Source organism: Nocardia uniformis NBRC 13702 (assembly GCF_001613345.1).
In the GTDB taxonomy this organism is placed as follows: domain Bacteria; phylum Actinomycetota; class Actinomycetes; order Mycobacteriales; family Mycobacteriaceae; genus Nocardia; species Nocardia uniformis.
In genome coordinates, this window is record NZ_BDCE01000092.1 from 21,214 (window position 1) to 36,220 (window position 15,007).

Sequence of the window (15,007 nt, forward strand, 5' to 3'; positions counted from 1 at the left end):
CGGTCCCGATTCCCATGGGTGGGAATGCCTTAGCGTTTTGACTGAGGTGCTCATGGAAGCACAGGTTGATTGGAGATCAGACCATGTTTCTCAACGTTGACCCCGAACAACTTCCGATCACCGGGGCCCAGCTGACCGCGGCGAACCAGGTCCTGGAATCCGCACTGTCCGCGACTGCCGCCACTGCCGTGCCGGTGCCCGCCGGGCTGGACACGGTGAGTTTCGCCGCCACAGCGGCACTCGCACTACACGCGGTCACGTTCTATTCGAACGCGGTCGAAGGCGCGATTCAGTTGCAGGCCGGTGCGATTCAACTCGGTCCGACCGGCGTCAACTACCGGGCTGCCGACACCGCCGGCGGCGGGTCGGTTGCGCAGCATAACGCCGGCTTCACCTACTAGCGACCGGCAGATCCATCATGACCTCCCCATTCGCGCTCATGCAGGCGATACAAATGGTGTTCACGCCGTTCGAATTCGCGGCATTGCCTCCGGAAGTCAATTCCTTCCGGCTCTCGGCGGGTCCCGGCCCCACACCGATGGTCGCTACCTCGGCCGGGTACAAGACACTCGGCGTCACCTTCTCGGGGACCGCGCAGTCGGCCGAGGCGTCGATCACCTCGATGGAGATGACGTGGCAGGGCTTGTCCGGGGAGCGCGCGGCCACAGCGTTCCGGGGGCACTCGAGGTGGTTGCAACGCGAAGCCGAGGCCGCGATCGAGTCGGCGAAGTGTGCCAGCGGCATCGCCAAGGCGAACATGCAGGCGCGGGCCACCATGCCGCCGCTGTCGGTGATCCAGGCCAACCGGGCCGTGAGCGCGGCACTGGCCACAGCCACGGCCCAGGGCGGTCCCCTGGCCGTTGCGACGGGGGCGGTGCTTGCTGCGAACGAACTGATATATATGGCCATGTGGACGGCCGCTGCGGCATCAATGACCACATACTCGGCCAGTACCGCCGGGTTCCTCGCCCAGCTGCCGGCCGTGATTCCGCCGCCACCCATTGTCGATCCCAGCGCTCTCGGTGACGTCACGCCTTACAGTTCGTTGCTCAGCCCCGGTACGCCTCCTGGCACGGAGACACTCGGCGGCCCGGGCGGTGGACAGGGCGTCGGTCCATCGGCACCGACCGGTGGTCAATCGGTACCAACCGGTGGCCAGTCGGGACCAACCGGTGGCCAGTCGGGACCGACGAGTCAGGCGCCGGGACCGTCGTCTCAGCCGGTCCCTGACGCGCAGAACGCGTTGTCCAATGTCGATCAGGCAATACAGTCTCTGCCCGATCCGTTGGCCGAGGGCGCCGGGATGGGTAATTACGGCGAGGGATTCAGCGAGCAGTCGGGCTTTCCTGGGACGTCGACAGAATCCCCCACCTTGGCGGCAATGAGCGGGGGTGCGGGCAGTGCCGTGGCGATGGGGTTGATGCGTGGCGGCTTCGGCGCCATGTCGGGGGCCTCGACCGGCTTCCGGATGCCGTCGAACTGGCCCGCCGGTGTCGGCACCGCATTCGGCGCACCCGCGCAGGCGACCGGCGCGCCCCCGGCGCGCACCGCACCGCGACGGGGAGTGACCGCGCCGACAGCGCGCATGCGTCGGCGACGCCGCGATGACGAGGAAGAGCGGAAATCGAAGGTCTTCGTCCCCGGCGAACCCGTTGAGGTGCCGGTGCTGGACAAGCCACTGGTGGTCGGTGTCATCGAATACGCCGACAGCGAGGACGAGCGGGACAGCGAATCGGCTCGCATAGTGAATGTCGCGGCCGGTGTCATCGGCGTCGACGATGAGTTGGAGGGCGCGGAATCGGCCTCTTCGAAACGTCCCCGGTGAGGTACACCGAGGCGTATTTAAGCCCTACCGGGAAAGGAATATGATATGACCATCACATACACCGGTGATCCGGCAGCGCTGCAGAGTTCGGCGAACAATACTGCGGCTTGCCTTGGTGAACTGGAAAGCCATCTGAAGGCGCTGGCGGCGACGCAGGATGAACTGCACACGGCGGTGGTAAGCCAGGGGGCGGGAAACGCAATCTACAACACGCTGGGTAACGCACACGTGCGTGGTCTCTCGCTGGCTGGGACGCTACAGCAGATTGTGGACGGATTGTCCGACACCGGGGTGAAGGTCGACCTCGAGGATCTCGAAGGTGCGGCCAGGGTTAATGCCGCAATGGGTGACGACGGTGTGGTCGACGGTGGCGCGGGCGCCAGCAGCTGGACATCTGCGGGTACCGCCGTCGACTCAAAGGTCGACACCGCAACCTGGTGATTTCGCTGCCCGAAACATGTTACTTCGATCGAAGGCTTGATAAATCATGAAATATAACTACACAGCTGTCGATGCGAGCAGCGCGACCTTGCAGGTAATTGTGAATGGGATGGAAACCAACCTGACCAATATAAAAACTCTGTACGGCCAGCTGATGGCGGATTTCAGCGGTGCGGGTGCCGAAGGATACTCCACTGTCATGACGACCCTGCAGAACAAAATGGATGCCTACGACACCACCCTGCAGCAGGTGAAGAACGCGATCGCAACCACAGCCGCCAGTGACGGTCTGATGAAAATTACCGACGGCAACCAGGGCAACAAGTTCCTGAGTATCGGGATGTAGTCCAGCGGTGGGCCATTTGCAAGGACACAATGCGGTGATGGTATGGATTCGGATCCGGTAGCGGTCGAGGTGAATGTCGATGCCGCCCTGCTCTTGCAGCGGCTGGTCGGCATCGACTCCTACCCGCCGGTACTGGCGCTGCTGCCCAACATCTTCCGTATCGAGGACCGGGATCGGGTGCACGAGGTAGTACGTTCCCAGCTCGCTGAGGCGGGCATCGTGGACGACGAGGGCGTGCACCCGCAGGTCGCGCACTGGCTGCAATGCCTGTACCGACCCGATATGGAACTCGTCGCCCGGATCATGGACACCGGGGCCGACGAGGTAGCGGGCATGCTGCGGATGTCGATGGTCCGCGCCGGCTCCGACCATGTCCTCGCGGTGCGCAACGACGACCACATCATCATCCAGTCGGTGTATCAGGATCAGCAGGATCTGCGCGTGCTGGTCGCGGCGCTCGCCGAGGCGCTGGGGCCTTGTCCAGCAGTGGAATTCGAGCCGGTGACCGCACGCCAAGAAGACTTCGCCGACAATCCGACCGGCAGTGTGGACCAGCGCAAGCAACTGCTGCTCGAGCTGGGGGCGGTCCCGCACACCGCCGGTGTGCTCAGCCGAGCGTTCGAGGAGGTGCTGCGGCATGCGGAGATCGTCGTCGTCGAACACCACGACGGCGGCTCGACACAAACCGAGATGTGTGTGAATGTCTTCGACACCGAGTTCGGCCGGATTGTCGCGACACCGAGTATCGGCCTCGACGGGCAGCGGTGGACCCGGCTCGCACCCGGCGACGACAGCACACTGCACGCAGGAGTCGTCGCCCTACTAGAGATGTTGCCGGGCCGCAGCTGGTTCGACACCGGCCGGGCCTGAACGATTCGCCTTGGCGCGGCGTGAGTAATTGTGCGAGAGGGGCACTTCGTGAATCGACCACCCACTGCCAACGGGCAGCGGTCCGACCACGGCCGTTCGCTGGGCGGATACGAGGCATTCTTCTCCCCCGAAGAGACCGACCCTGCTCGTTCCGAGAGTGCCGCGTCCACCACATCGTCGCAGCCGCCGAGTGCCGGCCCCTTCGGCGCCGACAGTGCTGCGGCGTCAGCCGGCCAGAACGCACCCGCCGAGGTACCGCAACCGCCGACGGTTCCCAGATCCGAGGACACAGCACCCGGCAACAACGCCACCGGCACGGCCGGGCAATCTCCGCCCGCACCGACCGGATCGACCTCCGCTCCGCCACCGAGCTCGGCGGCTCCTCCGAAAGCGGCTGTGGCGCCGGCACATCCGAGTGCGCCGGACCCGTTCGCTTCGACCGCGGTAGCGCAACCCGGTGCGCCGTCACCGCGGAATGGCTCGCGGATCTCCGTCTGGGAGCCGCCGCCATCTCCGGCCAATGCTCAGACTTCCACCGGGAATGCTCAGTCGTCGCCGTCCAGCGTGCAGGCTTCCGCTGGGAACGCTCAGTCGTCGGAATCGCCGGCAAGTGCTCAGACTTCCACCGGGAACGTTCAGTCGTGGGCGCCGCCCAGCACACAGACATCCGTCCGGAGAGCTGTCGCGGCCGCGGTGCATCATCCTGCCCGGCACCAGGATTCGGCTGCGGTGCAGCATCCGGCCCCACTGCAGGATTCGGCCGTCGCGAACGTGGACGAGCCCGAAGTCCTCACCGGGTCCGAGCCGATCACCTGGCACGCCGAGCCTGCCGGGCGGGTGGAAGTGATTCCCACCGCGCAGGCGAGATCGCAACTGCTGTCGGAGATCATGGCGACCAACCGGGCGACGCTGCGCGCGGCCACCGGAATGCGTGGCGCCTTGAACAAGGTGGGCTTCAAATTCGGGCTCTCGCCGGCCGAGCAGCGCGCCGAGGATCTTCGCAACCGCATCCGGAAGCAGATTCCCAGCACGTACCAGATCGCGGTGATCAGTGTGAAGGGCGGCGTCGGTCGCACCACCACCGCGGCCGCCCTCGGCTCGACCTTCGCGAGCATCCGGTACGACCGGGTGGTGGCCGTCGACGCCAACCCCGACTTCAGCGACCTGGGCACCCGGACGGTGCGGCACCCCTACGGGCTCACCCTGCGTGACCTGGCCAACGCGCAAGACCTGCGGGCGTTCTCGGCGGTGCAGGTCTACACCACCACCAACGCCGCCAACCTGGTGGTCGTCGCGTCGCCGTGGGCGACCGATGCCAGCCAGGCGCTGACCGGAGCCGAATACGCCGCCGCGGTGGAAACCCTGCGCGTGCACTACAACCTGGTCGTCGTCGACTGCGGCACCGGTGTTTTCGATTCCTCGACCGGTAGCGTGCTGGCCAGCAGCGACGCGGTGCTCGTGGTCACGCCGGCCACGGTCGGCGGGGTGACCGGCGCGGTGGCCACCCTGAACTGGCTCGGGTCGCACGGTCTCGCCCGGCTGGTGCAGCGGTCGACCGTGGCGATCGTGCATCAGCATCCGGTGAAACCGAATGTCGATGTGGCAGCGATCGAGGAGCTGTTCGCCACCGCCGGGCGACCGACCTTCACGGTGCCGTTCGACGAGCACCTGGCCGAGGGCGGCGAAATCGATCTACGACTACTCGACAAGTCCACCGGAATCGCGTTCCAGGAGCTGGCCGCGGCACTGGCCGACGACTTCCCGACCTTCCGAGGAGCTGCCCGATGACCGCTGCCGCAGCACCGCCGGCCGAGGCCGCCGCAGCGGAGGTGGCGCGGGTCCGGGTGGCGATCATGGTGGCCACCTACCAGGTCGATGTCGTGGTGCCGACCAAGTTCACGGTGGAGACGTTCATCGACGACCTGCTGGTCGTGCTGGCCGAGGCGATCGACGATGACACCGTCGACTTCACCGCGCCGGCCGGGCAGTGGAGTTTGGCCCGCCCGGGGCAGTTGCCCATTCCACGCTGGCGCAGCCTGGCCGACCACGACATCACCGACGGCGCGGTGCTGACCCTGACCCCGGTCGAGTCGGCGGAAGTGTTCCGTCCCATCGTCGAAGACATCACCGAAGCGTTGGCGCTGACCAATGAGCGGGAGTTCAGCGAATACGATCCCGACGTCTCGGCCGCGGTCGGGCTCGGCGGGGTCGTCGTCGGCTGCGGGGCCGCCTCGGCCATCCTGCTGTGGTCGTGGCTGCAGACGGGGTCCATGATGTGGACCGCGGTGCCGGCGCTGTTGCTGGGGATGATCGGTCTGGGGGCGGCGCTGGCTGCCGCGCAGCGCTTCGGTTCCCCGCGCAGCTGCCTCGGATTGGCGCTGGGCTCGTTGCTGCTGGCGGGCGCCGGGGCCGCGATGCTGGTGCCGCCGGCCTACGGTGAGGCCGGTGCGCTCACCCCGGCCAATCTGGTAGCGGGCGCGGTGGTCGCGGCGGTCGCCGCGGCGACGGTGCTGCGGGTGACCAGGGTCGGTGTCGCCACTCTGATGTCGGTAATAGTGCTCGGTATTCTCGCCACACTCGCGGCGATTCCCGCGCTGATCTGGGAGTTCTCCACCAGCCAGGTGGCGGCCGGTGTGCTCCTCGTCGGGGTAATACTGCTGTCGCTGGCGCCACGGGTGGCGGTGGCGATCGCCCGCATCAAGCCACCCGATCTGCCGGACCCCGGAACCGAGGTGGCCCCGGCCACCCTCGCCGATATCTTCGACGCCGAATCGTCCACCGGTGACCAGCCCGATGACGAGTCGGCGCGCCGCAGCGCCGAATCGCTTTTCGAAGCGCGGGCCCGGCTCGCGGTGACGAGCCTGCGCGGGCTGATGGTGGCGTTGTCGTTTCTGCTCGCGCTGGCGTCGGTGCTGGTGGCGGCGATGCATCCGGGCAAGATCCGCGAAGTAGTGCTGGTGCTCGCGGTGGCGGGCATCCTGCTGATGCGCGCCCGCTGGTATCCGGACCGGGTGCAGGCCATTGCCCTGATCACCGGATCGGCGGTGACGGTCACCGGATTGGGAATCGTGCTGGCGGGAGTGCACGACGATGTCGGCTCCCGGCTGCTGCTCGCCGTGCTCGTCCTGATCATCGCGTTCCTGGGATGCCGTGCGGCGGTACGGCTCCCGCATGTCCGGTTGTCTCCGGTGACGCGCCGGGTGCTCGACATCTTCGAATACTTGCTGCTGGTGCTGGTGCCGATTCTCGCGTTCTGGATCATGGGCATCTACGCGGCGATGCGGGAGCTGCTATGAGAACGGCGGGATGCGCGGTAGCCCTGGCCGCGGCGATGCTGCTCCTCGGCGCGGTACCGGCGGCGGCGGTACAGCCGCCACAGGTCGTGGTCGGCCCGCCACCGCCCGCGGATCCACCACGCCCCGAATTTCCGATGAAGCAGGACAAGGGATGCGTTGCGGCGGGTCTGCTGCCCGGCAGTGACCTGTCCCGGGTCCCGCAGCCGGATGCCGCCCTGAACCTCGCGCGGGTCCGGGAGCTGAGCCGGGGCGCGGGCGTCACGGTGGCGGTCATCGACACCGGGGTGGACCCGAACCCGCGGCTGCCCGACATCGTCGGTGGCGGCGACTTCGTCGTCGACGGCGGTAACGGACTGTCCGACTGCGACGCCCACGGCACCCTGGTGGCCGGAATCATCGCCGGGGCGCCCGATGTGCGGGACGGGTTCGTCGGGGTCGCCCCCGAGGCCAGGATCCTGTCCATCCGGCAGCGCTCTGCGGCGTTCACCGCAGAGCAGCCGCGTGCTTCCGAGCGGACCGAGGCCGCCGCCACCGAGATTCGCACCATGGCACGCGCCATCGTCCATGCCGCGAACCTGGGTGCGGCGGTGATCACGGTGTCCCGGCCGGTGTGCGTGCCTGCCGACCAGCAGGTCGACCAGTCCGCGTTGTCGGCCGCTGTCGGGTACGCGGTCCGGGTGCGCGGTTCGCTGATCGTCGCCGGCGCCGGCGACACCGGTGGTTCCGAATGCAACCAGCAGAACCCGAAAATGGACCCGGCCGACTCGCACGATCCGCGTAACTGGCGCGGAGTGCGAACCATTTCCGCGCCCGGCTGGTTCACTCCCGAGGTACTCACGGTGGGAGCTACCACCGCCTCCGGCGCGGTGCTGGAGAGTTCCCTGGCCGGGCCCTGGGTGTCGGTGGCCGCGCCGGGCACGGGCATCGTGTCGCTCGCCCCCGGTGGCGGGATCGTCAACGGTGTCGTTTCGCAGAACGGGTTGAGCCCCGTGGGTGGTAGCGCGTTCGCCGCCGCGTATGTCAGCGGTGTCGCCGCCTTGCTGCGGTCGCGGTTCCCGGGCGAGACCCCGGCCGAGATCGCCGCCCGCTTGCAGGGCAGTGCCCACGCCCCGGCCCGCGGCGTCGACAATATGATCGGTGCGGGAATGATCGACCCGCTGGTAGCGCTCAGCTACCGGGCGCCGCCGGCCCGGCCGGCCGGGCTCTACCTCTCCGCGCCGCTGACCGTACCCCCGTCGGCGCGGCCAGCAGATCGGCGACCGGCGATCATCGCCGTGATAGTGCTCATCGGAGCCGTATTGCTGGGTGCCGCAGTGAGTTTCAGCCCGGGGCTGGCTCGCAAGCCCGCGGCTGACCAGGAACCGGGGTCGCGGTGACGGTGTCGTTCCCGCGCACGGTTCCCGTGCCCACCGCCGCCCGCCTGCCTTTCGCTACCGAAGCCGGCCCGCTCGCCGGGGCGCTGATCGGTGGCAGCCTCATCCTCCCCGTCCTGATCGCGACTACCCCCTGGTGGGTTGTCGTGCTCGTCTCGGCCCTGTGGGCGGGCGCGGTGCTGGTGCCGGTGCGAGGTCGCACCGCCTGCGGGTGGCTGCGCGATCGGCTGGCCTACCGAGCGGGCCGGATCCGGCACGCCGACGAACTCACCCGCGCGCAGCCGGTGGTGGATGTGGAGGTGGCCGCGGGCGTGTGCGGTATCCGGCTCGGGGACACCACGCTGGTCGCGATGATTCAGCTTGCGCCGAACCTGGACCTGCCGACGATCATCGGCGCGAACACGACCTACACCGAGGACATCGTCCCGGTGGACCTGCTCGCGACCATGCTCGACCAGTACGGACTCGCCCTCGACATCGACATTGTGACCACCGGGCAGCGGGTCCGGTCCGCGGGAAGTTACGGCGCGCTCTACGACCAGCTGATCGGCAACAATCCGGCGATCGGAGACCGGCTCACCTGGCTGGTGCTGCGCCTGGATGTCGAACGCAATCTCGAACTGCTGGCACGGCGCGGTCCCGCGGCGTCGGTGGCGCCGAAGGCGCTGGCCACGGCGGCGCTGCGGATCGCTTCCCGGTTTCGCGAGCTCGAGATCACCGCGCAGGTCCTGCCGGCCGAGGCGGTGCGCGAGGCAACCCGGTTGTTGCACACCGGATTCGAGCTGACCGACCTGCGGGAAACCTGGGCTCATCTGGAGGGGGTAGTGTCGGCCCGCTGCGTCACCAGCTACGAGATCGACCTCGCCGGGATCGACCAGGAAACTCTCGATACCTGCTGGATGTGGCACACGGGCCGGATCACGCTCACCGTGAGTCTGTCCACCAGGCCCGGCGAACACGGTGCCGGCCCGATGGCTCCGGGAGTCGAGCTGCGCGCCCTGGTGCGTTACGTCGGCACGCCGCAAGTCGACCCACCCGCGCATCTGCATCCGCTGACCGGTCGGCAGCAGTTGGCCCTGCTGGCGTCGCTTCCCCTCGCCGTGCGCGATCACCTGGGGCGTATCCAGCCTCCACGAGGGGTCCAACCTGTCCGCCACACTGCCGGATCACCGGATTCTGTTGTCCCGCAACTAAGTCTGCCCATCGGACCGAGCGGGCAGATCCTCGGCGCGATCAGTGGGCGAGCCGAGCATCATCTCGCGCTGCCACTGTTCGATCCGGTGCGCTACAGTCCGCGCCGACGCACCATCGATGTGCACGCACACCTGTCGACCGCACAGCAACTCGTCCTGCGAACCATTGCCGTCGGTGCCGACGTGGAGATCCACACCAGCCGCCCGCAGCAATGGCAGCCGCTGATCGACGCCGTCGGTGATCCGCGCTCGGTGCGCCTGGCGGCTGGGCACGGCCCGATCGAGGGCTCGAGCCACGCGGAGCCGGCGAGAGTAGCGGTCTTCGATCATCGCACGCCGACGGTCACCGCGGCACAGGCCACGATCGTCATCGGCGCACCCGGCGGGCCGCGGCAACGATCTGCCGACCTGGCCATCGACCAGGTCTCGGAGACCACCGTCGACGTCAGCATCCCGATGCACACCGTGCGGCTCGACCTGATCGAACCGGTCGGTGAGCAAAGGTACCTGGCCGGTGCCTCGAACACTGGTACCTCGAACAATGGTGCCCCGAGCGCTGGTGCCCCGAACGACATGTCGCCCCGCGGCCAACCGGCCGCCGTACCCGCTCTGATCGGTGCTCGACCCGAGTCAGGGATTGCGGAAAGGTAGGTCCTCAGGTGTTGCCGGATTCGAAGCCTCGAAACGACGACAGCAGTGTCGAGTTGACGCCCAGCAGTGTCGAATTGACGCCCAGCAGTGTCGAATTGACGCCAAGACAAGAATTGACGCCCAGACAGCTGGCCGCGTCGGTGTTTTCGAAGCGGCTGTCCGCGCTCATCGCGGAATCTGTCGTGTCCAGCGAAGAGGAGGGGCCGGCGCGGTCGTTGACGCTGTATTCGCTGGCGCAACATCTGGAACTGGCGTACCCCGACGTGCCAGTGTCGCAGTCGGGGCTGTATCGCCTGATCCACGGTGACGCGATACCGCGACTGGATCTGATCATCGCGCTGGCCCGGGTCTTCGACGTCGAGCCGGGCTACTTCATCACCGACTAGGTTCCCGCCGACGGGAACAGCTCGAGACCCGAGATCGATAGGATTCGCGGTATGCCCGACCAGGAACCGGGAGATGTTTTCCTCCGCCATCGGAGCCTGGTGCTCGCTGCGCTGATGCCCGACTCGCCGGGGGCGGAAGCCGACGCGCCGGGGGCGGAGGCCGACGCGCAGCCAGCCGACGCCGAACCCGCGAAACCGGACCCGGAGACCACAACGCAAGCGACGCAGCGGCTGATGGAGTCCGACACCGTCCCGGAGTCGCGACCGCTGTCCGGTGTGGTCGATGTCGGGACCGCCACACGCCCACGACGGTCGGGCAATTCGTCGGCAAGTGATCGAATCAACGCGCTGTTGAACGGGTCCACGGCCACCGCGTCGAGCCCGCCGACGTTCGTCGAACCCCCGCGGAGCGCGTACAACGGCGGCGCTACCGCGCCGGCCGACCCGGCACCCGAGCACCGGGATGAATTCGATGACCTGCTGCGACGACCGCGGCAGGAGGGTCTGCGCGGAAAAGCTGCCGAATGGGGCCAGCGGCTCGTCCCCGCGCTGCGTAAACCCAAGGTCCAACTGGCCGTCGGTGCGGCGCTGGTGGTGCTGCTGCTGATTGTGCTTATCCGGCCCGGGGGTGGCGAGCCACCAGAACAACCCCTGGTGATGACGGTTCCGCAAACACCTGCCCCGACATCCGCGGCGAACACCGCCGCGGCGGACAGTGCCAAGCGAATCCAGGTGCTGTCCGCGAAAAGTCACTGCCCCGCAGGCAGTACTGATCCGATGGACGCCTTCTCCAGCGAGGCCGATAAGGCCTGGGCATGTGTGCGGGCCTACAAGGTCGACGGACAGGTGCTCACCATCGACCTCGGCGCCAGCCACAAGATCGAATCCATCTCTCTCGTGCCCGGCTGGGACTACGTGTCCGACAGCGGTGTGGACGAGTGGGACAAACACCGGACCGCCAGCAAGGTGTCCTACCAATTCGATGACGCGAACTTCACCACCTACACCCAGGAAACTCTCGATCAGCGGGGCGTGGTGACGACCGAGATCAATCCACCCGTGACGGCGACCAAGATCACTCTGACGATCCTGAAGTCCGGTGGCGACCGTGCACTGACCGATACCGCCATCTCCTCGATCGTGATCACCGGACAATAGGGAAGGTCGGAGATGGCGTCGAGAACCTGCTACTACTGCTCGCACCACAACACCGGTGCCGACGCCCGCTGCGCGCACTGCGGTGCACCGCTGTCCGGACAGGCCGAGGCGACAGAGGCCGCGCCGACGGCGGAGAGGCCCGCGCCGACGGCAGAGGTACCCGCACCACACCGAATGCGGCCCGCCGATATGGCCAAGGACCTGTCCGGTGCTGTGACCCGGGAACTGGCCGCGCCGCTGGGCCGGATCCGAACACTCACCGATCGGCGCTACCCGCGGCGGCACTGGGTTGCCGTAGCCGCGGGGATCGCCGGATTGCTGGTGTGCGGCATGCTGGTCGGCAGTCGGTTCGCCATGACACCGCCCACCGCGGCCGCCGGTGTCGCAACAGCGAGCCTGCCCGAGCCGCTGCGCGCCGCGTCCTGTCAGCGGTACAAGGCCGCGGAACCCAGCGAGCGCTGTGTGCTGGCGGCCGGTGACGCGCTGCTCAGTGGCATCTCCGGCCGCCGGGATCTGATCTTCCACGTGCGCGCCGTCGCTCCGACCGAGTTGGCGGAGACGGTCGCGCAGTGGCGCGGGAGTGCGCGGGCGATCGTCGCGGACGGGGAGATCTTCGCGGCGATCGGGCCTGCGGCCACGGTGCTGTATGCGGACAGTGCGAAGGGAATTCGGTTGGAGACCACCGCATTCGAGGCGGAGTCGAGCGCCCGGAGCTTCCTGAACCGCTCGGGTCTGCTGCGGTGAGGCGCGTCGCGCAAAACTAGACGGTATGAGGGCCTGAACGTGGTGCGGTGAGGCCGAAGGCCTCGTCTGCAAAGCGTTCAGGCCCTCATACCGTCTAGGCGCCTAGCTGCTCCTGCTCTGATCTCTTTTGTGCTGGCTCGGTTTTCGTCGGTCAAGGTGTTGTTGCTGAAAGGGTGAGCTGAGAGCTGGTAACGCTGCGGACCTTTCATGCCATGCCGAACCGACAGAGGCGAGGGGCAGATCGCCCCATGGTCGGTATCGCAGGTCAGCATTGACCACCGCATTCGGCAATGATTCGGGGCGCGGCGGGCTCACGACTATTTTGAGCTGTGCCGTTCGACGGGCGTGCCCATTTGCTGTCGCTCGTCTGGAATGCTCGCACTGTCCCAGGTCAGCGGGGATGAACGAACATCGGCGATCGTTCGGCCGCGGCGGCGGCGGAAGAGGCTGCGGAGCGTGCCCGCGTTGAGATAGCCGACCTTGGCGGCTACCGAGTCGATGGTCAGCGCAGTGGTGCGTAACAAATGCGTGGCTCGCTGTAGCCGAATCTCATTCACGAAATCCGTCGGGGACATGCCAATTTCAGTCCGGGTAGCGCGCTGCAAGCTACGAGGCGTGACGTTGAGTTGCCTTGCGGCATCGGTGATCTGGAACTGTTCAGCGATATGGTCGCGGATCCAACGTTCGAACGCGGCGACCAGCGAGTCGCCTCGGGCGATCACCTCGGGGACGGCGAATTCGATCTGTGTTCGCCCATAGCCTGCTACCAGGTAGCGGGAGGTCAATTCCGCCAGCGCGGGACTGCGCGCCGCGATCAGGGATAGCGCCAGATCAAGGTGAGAGAGTGCGGCGCCGGCTGTAGTGATGCGACCGGCGCGGCACAGGACGGGGCCCTCGTCGACGACGATGCGCGGATAGCGATTTCGAAATGCCGGGCCGAGCCACCAACTCGTTGTTGCCTGTACACCGTCGAGCACTCCGGCTTCGGCCAGAAAGAACGTACCGGTGCAAGCGGCGGCGAGGCTTGCACCCTCAGTACGGGCTCGCAAAATCCTTTCCAGGACAGGACGGCCCGCTGGCGCGGAGACCAGCCGAATCAGAGATTCGGCGTCGAAGACCAAGACGGCGGGCACAATTATCAGATCGATCCCGGCCGACATGTTCGCCAATCGCGTGGTCGGCACGGTGTGGCCGTGGCCGGAACGAACGCTGTCACCGAGCGACACGGTTTGTATTCGCCATACGGCAGGCGCTGGGTCGAATTCCTCGACCAGCGAATTTGCTGTGCTGAACGCCTCCAGCACGGCTGCGAGGCCGAAGTCGGCAACGCCATCTACTACGAAGACTGCCACGTCCATGTCGCAAATAGTACCCAAGTTGTCCATTGCGACACTCGGATGTCGGTTACCAGGCGGTTACTGTCGACATTGGGAGTCTCCCGGCATAGTTGCCGAATCCCCGCGACGTCGCTACTGGCGATCGTGCACCGGCCCTCCAACGCGGAGTACACATGACGCTCATCGATACCACTGGCATCCACCACATCCGGCTCACCGTCACCGACATAGAACGCTCCTGCGCGTTCTACCGTGACGTGCTCGGGTTCGCTATCGCCGCGGAATCGTCGAGCAGTCCGGATGATCCACAGGTTCGCAATGATCCGGCTCAACTCTACGGCGGTGTGGTATTTCAAACCAACGGAATGCTTTTCGGACTCAGGCCGGTAGCGGCAGCCGACGATCATTTCGACTCCGAACGGGTGGGCCTGGACCACCTCAGCTTTACGGTGTCGTCGGCGGACGAATTATCCGCCGCGGCAGCTAGATTGGACGACGCCGATATCGAACACGGAGAAATTACCACACTGGAACAGTTCGGAATCGTGATCCTGTCCTTCAGTGATCCCGATGGCATCCACCTCGAACTGACCGCACCGATCGGTTGACACCCATGTCCCTGGAGCGCTTACGATGAGGATCAACAGTCGCCGCTGCCGTACTTTCAAGTATAAAGTCACCACTCCGACTTCCTGTGCCGTCGATCTCGATCCGTCAGCAGTCGGGAGGAACGAATTATTCTTCGATTGTCTCGTGGTGACCGTCGACGTCGAGCGGGGAGATGTGGCGCTGGGCGCCAAGGCCACGCATGTGATTCGGCGAATCGTCGCCGAATCTGCGGCAGCATATGTTGTTATTCGTGGTTCTGCTCAGCTGGTTAGCCCAGCCGAGCAGTTCGATGACCTGACCAGCTGGGACATGCTGTCCCAATTAGCTGACGTTCTGGATGTCTTGACTCTTCTTGCCGAACGCCTGGAGGAGTACGGCGAGCGGGTCCACCTGGTGCCGTTCGGTTGGAAGTACCGTGCGCAGCTCGATCCACTGGAACCCGAACGGGATGAGGATGATATCCATCTGGCATTGCGGCTGGCCCCCTCGCAATAGGTGGCCCTTCACGAATTGGGGTGGCCCTGAAAAAGTGGACAAGGTTGGCTTGCTTCGTTCTCCGGGTCGGCAGTCGCCCTGCTCGACTGGCAGCGGAGACTGTGGGCTGACTTCGGGAATCCCAGCCCAACTGACCTGCCACCTCTCAGGTTCCAATTCAGCGACTAACTGACAGCCTCCACGAGAGGCTGATCGATATGCCACCCCCTACCCTGCCGAGTTTCGTGCGCGAGCGATCGCACTCGTGCGCGCCGGAAAACCTGCCAAACAGACGGCGACCGAG

The 15,007-nt window shown here is 66.4% G+C and carries 16 protein-coding genes; 14 read left to right on the forward strand and 2 right to left on the reverse strand.

Features of this window, described 5'->3' with window-relative positions:
- The first annotated feature begins 83 nt into the window (after window positions 1-83).
- From NU1_RS33615 to eccE, 9 genes are all read left to right on the forward strand, one after another.
- On the forward strand, window positions 84-401 hold the full coding sequence (locus tag NU1_RS33615) for a PE domain-containing protein (protein WP_067527744.1): 318 nt from the start codon (window positions 84-86) through the stop codon (window positions 399-401).
- A 17-nt stretch (window positions 402-418) separates the two neighbouring features.
- Window positions 419-1,825 (forward strand): PPE family protein, encoded by a 1,407-nt coding sequence (locus tag NU1_RS40840; RefSeq protein WP_084522059.1) that lies wholly within the window; start codon window positions 419-421, stop codon window positions 1,823-1,825.
- A gap of 45 nt (window positions 1,826-1,870) precedes the next feature.
- Window positions 1,871-2,266 carry a hypothetical protein gene (locus NU1_RS33630; RefSeq protein ID WP_067527750.1) on the forward strand — a complete coding sequence of 132 codons (396 nt, stop codon included), beginning with the start codon at window positions 1,871-1,873 and terminating at the stop codon, window positions 2,264-2,266.
- Between the two features lie 46 nt (window positions 2,267-2,312).
- Window positions 2,313-2,612: a WXG100 family type VII secretion target gene (locus tag NU1_RS33635; protein ID WP_067527752.1), complete on the forward strand. Its 300-nt coding sequence runs from the start codon at window positions 2,313-2,315 to the stop codon at window positions 2,610-2,612.
- A 42-nt stretch (window positions 2,613-2,654) separates the two neighbouring features.
- The gene (locus tag NU1_RS33640) at window positions 2,655-3,482 is read left to right on the forward strand and encodes an ESX secretion-associated protein EspG (protein ID WP_067527754.1); all 828 of its coding nucleotides are present in this window, start codon (window positions 2,655-2,657) and stop codon (window positions 3,480-3,482) included.
- A 729-nt stretch (window positions 3,483-4,211) separates the two neighbouring features.
- Window positions 4,212-5,270 (forward strand): MinD/ParA family ATP-binding protein, encoded by a 1,059-nt coding sequence (locus NU1_RS33645; protein WP_245720426.1) that lies wholly within the window; start codon window positions 4,212-4,214, stop codon window positions 5,268-5,270.
- Entirely contained in the window at window positions 5,267-6,778 is a 1,512-nt protein-coding gene (gene eccD / locus NU1_RS33650; RefSeq protein WP_067527756.1) for a type VII secretion integral membrane protein EccD, read from the forward strand. The genes NU1_RS33645 and eccD overlap by 4 nt, the downstream gene beginning before the upstream one ends.
- Window positions 6,775-8,154 (forward strand): type VII secretion-associated serine protease mycosin, encoded by a 1,380-nt coding sequence (mycP, locus tag NU1_RS33655; RefSeq protein ID WP_067527758.1) that lies wholly within the window; start codon window positions 6,775-6,777, stop codon window positions 8,152-8,154. The genes eccD and mycP overlap by 4 nt, the downstream gene beginning before the upstream one ends.
- Window positions 8,151-9,995, forward strand: a complete 1,845-nt coding sequence (gene eccE / locus NU1_RS33660; RefSeq protein WP_067527761.1) for a type VII secretion protein EccE — start codon at window positions 8,151-8,153, stop codon at window positions 9,993-9,995. The genes mycP and eccE overlap by 4 nt, the downstream gene beginning before the upstream one ends.
- A 4-nt stretch (window positions 9,996-9,999) precedes the next feature.
- Here eccE and NU1_RS43570 read toward each other — a convergent pair whose 3' ends face one another.
- Window positions 10,000-10,164 carry a hypothetical protein gene (locus NU1_RS43570; protein WP_245720427.1) on the reverse strand — a complete coding sequence of 55 codons (165 nt, stop codon included), beginning with the start codon at window positions 10,162-10,164 and terminating at the stop codon, window positions 10,000-10,002.
- 13 nt (window positions 10,165-10,177) lie between these two features.
- Here NU1_RS43570 and NU1_RS43575 point away from each other — a divergent pair, with 13 nt between their 5' ends.
- From NU1_RS43575 to NU1_RS33675, 3 genes are read left to right on the forward strand one after another with little or no spacing between them, the layout of a single operon-like run.
- Complete coding sequence (locus NU1_RS43575; protein WP_245720428.1) at window positions 10,178-10,381, forward strand: helix-turn-helix domain-containing protein; 204 nt, start codon at window positions 10,178-10,180, stop codon at window positions 10,379-10,381.
- A gap of 51 nt (window positions 10,382-10,432) precedes the next feature.
- Window positions 10,433-11,539 (forward strand): discoidin domain-containing protein, encoded by a 1,107-nt coding sequence (locus NU1_RS33670; protein WP_067527763.1) that lies wholly within the window; start codon window positions 10,433-10,435, stop codon window positions 11,537-11,539.
- A 12-nt stretch (window positions 11,540-11,551) separates the two neighbouring features.
- On the forward strand, window positions 11,552-12,283 hold the full coding sequence (locus NU1_RS33675) for a hypothetical protein (protein WP_067527765.1): 732 nt from the start codon (window positions 11,552-11,554) through the stop codon (window positions 12,281-12,283).
- Window positions 12,284-12,600: 317 nt separating this feature from the next.
- Here NU1_RS33675 and NU1_RS33680 read toward each other — a convergent pair whose 3' ends face one another.
- Complete coding sequence (locus tag NU1_RS33680) at window positions 12,601-13,641, reverse strand: GlxA family transcriptional regulator (protein WP_067527767.1); 1,041 nt, start codon at window positions 13,639-13,641, stop codon at window positions 12,601-12,603.
- Window positions 13,642-13,793: 152 nt separating this feature from the next.
- Here NU1_RS33680 and NU1_RS33685 point away from each other — a divergent pair, with 152 nt between their 5' ends.
- Complete coding sequence (locus NU1_RS33685) at window positions 13,794-14,228, forward strand: VOC family protein (RefSeq protein WP_084522060.1); 435 nt, start codon at window positions 13,794-13,796, stop codon at window positions 14,226-14,228.
- A gap of 25 nt (window positions 14,229-14,253) precedes the next feature.
- Entirely contained in the window at window positions 14,254-14,724 is a 471-nt protein-coding gene (locus NU1_RS33690) for a hypothetical protein (protein WP_157553381.1), read from the forward strand.
- The last annotated feature ends 283 nt before the right edge of the window (window positions 14,725-15,007 follow it).

Bases quoted from the DNA above. Each gene is read 5' to 3' on its own strand.
- NU1_RS33680 (WP_067527767.1), bottom strand. From the start codon at position 13,641: ATGGACGTGGCAGTCTTCGTAGTAGATGGCGTTGCCGACTTCGGCCTC.
- NU1_RS40840 (WP_084522059.1), top strand. From the start codon at position 419: ATGACCTCCCCATTCGCGCTCATGCAGGCGATACAAATGGTGTTCACG.
- NU1_RS33635 (WP_067527752.1), top strand. From the start codon at position 2,313: ATGAAATATAACTACACAGCTGTCGATGCGAGCAGCGCGACCTTGCAG.
- NU1_RS33690 (WP_157553381.1), top strand. From the start codon at position 14,254: ATGAGGATCAACAGTCGCCGCTGCCGTACTTTCAAGTATAAAGTCACC.
- NU1_RS33675 (WP_067527765.1), top strand. From the start codon at position 11,552: ATGGCGTCGAGAACCTGCTACTACTGCTCGCACCACAACACCGGTGCC.
- eccD (WP_067527756.1), top strand. From the start codon at position 5,267: ATGACCGCTGCCGCAGCACCGCCGGCCGAGGCCGCCGCAGCGGAGGTG.
- NU1_RS33670 (WP_067527763.1), top strand. From the start codon at position 10,433: ATGCCCGACCAGGAACCGGGAGATGTTTTCCTCCGCCATCGGAGCCTG.
- mycP (WP_067527758.1), top strand. From the start codon at position 6,775: ATGAGAACGGCGGGATGCGCGGTAGCCCTGGCCGCGGCGATGCTGCTC.
- NU1_RS33640 (WP_067527754.1), top strand. From the start codon at position 2,655: ATGGATTCGGATCCGGTAGCGGTCGAGGTGAATGTCGATGCCGCCCTG.
- NU1_RS43570 (WP_245720427.1), bottom strand. From the start codon at position 10,164: ATGAGCGCGGACAGCCGCTTCGAAAACACCGACGCGGCCAGCTGTCTG.
- NU1_RS33615 (WP_067527744.1), top strand. From the start codon at position 84: ATGTTTCTCAACGTTGACCCCGAACAACTTCCGATCACCGGGGCCCAG.
- NU1_RS33630 (WP_067527750.1), top strand. From the start codon at position 1,871: ATGACCATCACATACACCGGTGATCCGGCAGCGCTGCAGAGTTCGGCG.
- NU1_RS33685 (WP_084522060.1), top strand. From the start codon at position 13,794: ATGACGCTCATCGATACCACTGGCATCCACCACATCCGGCTCACCGTC.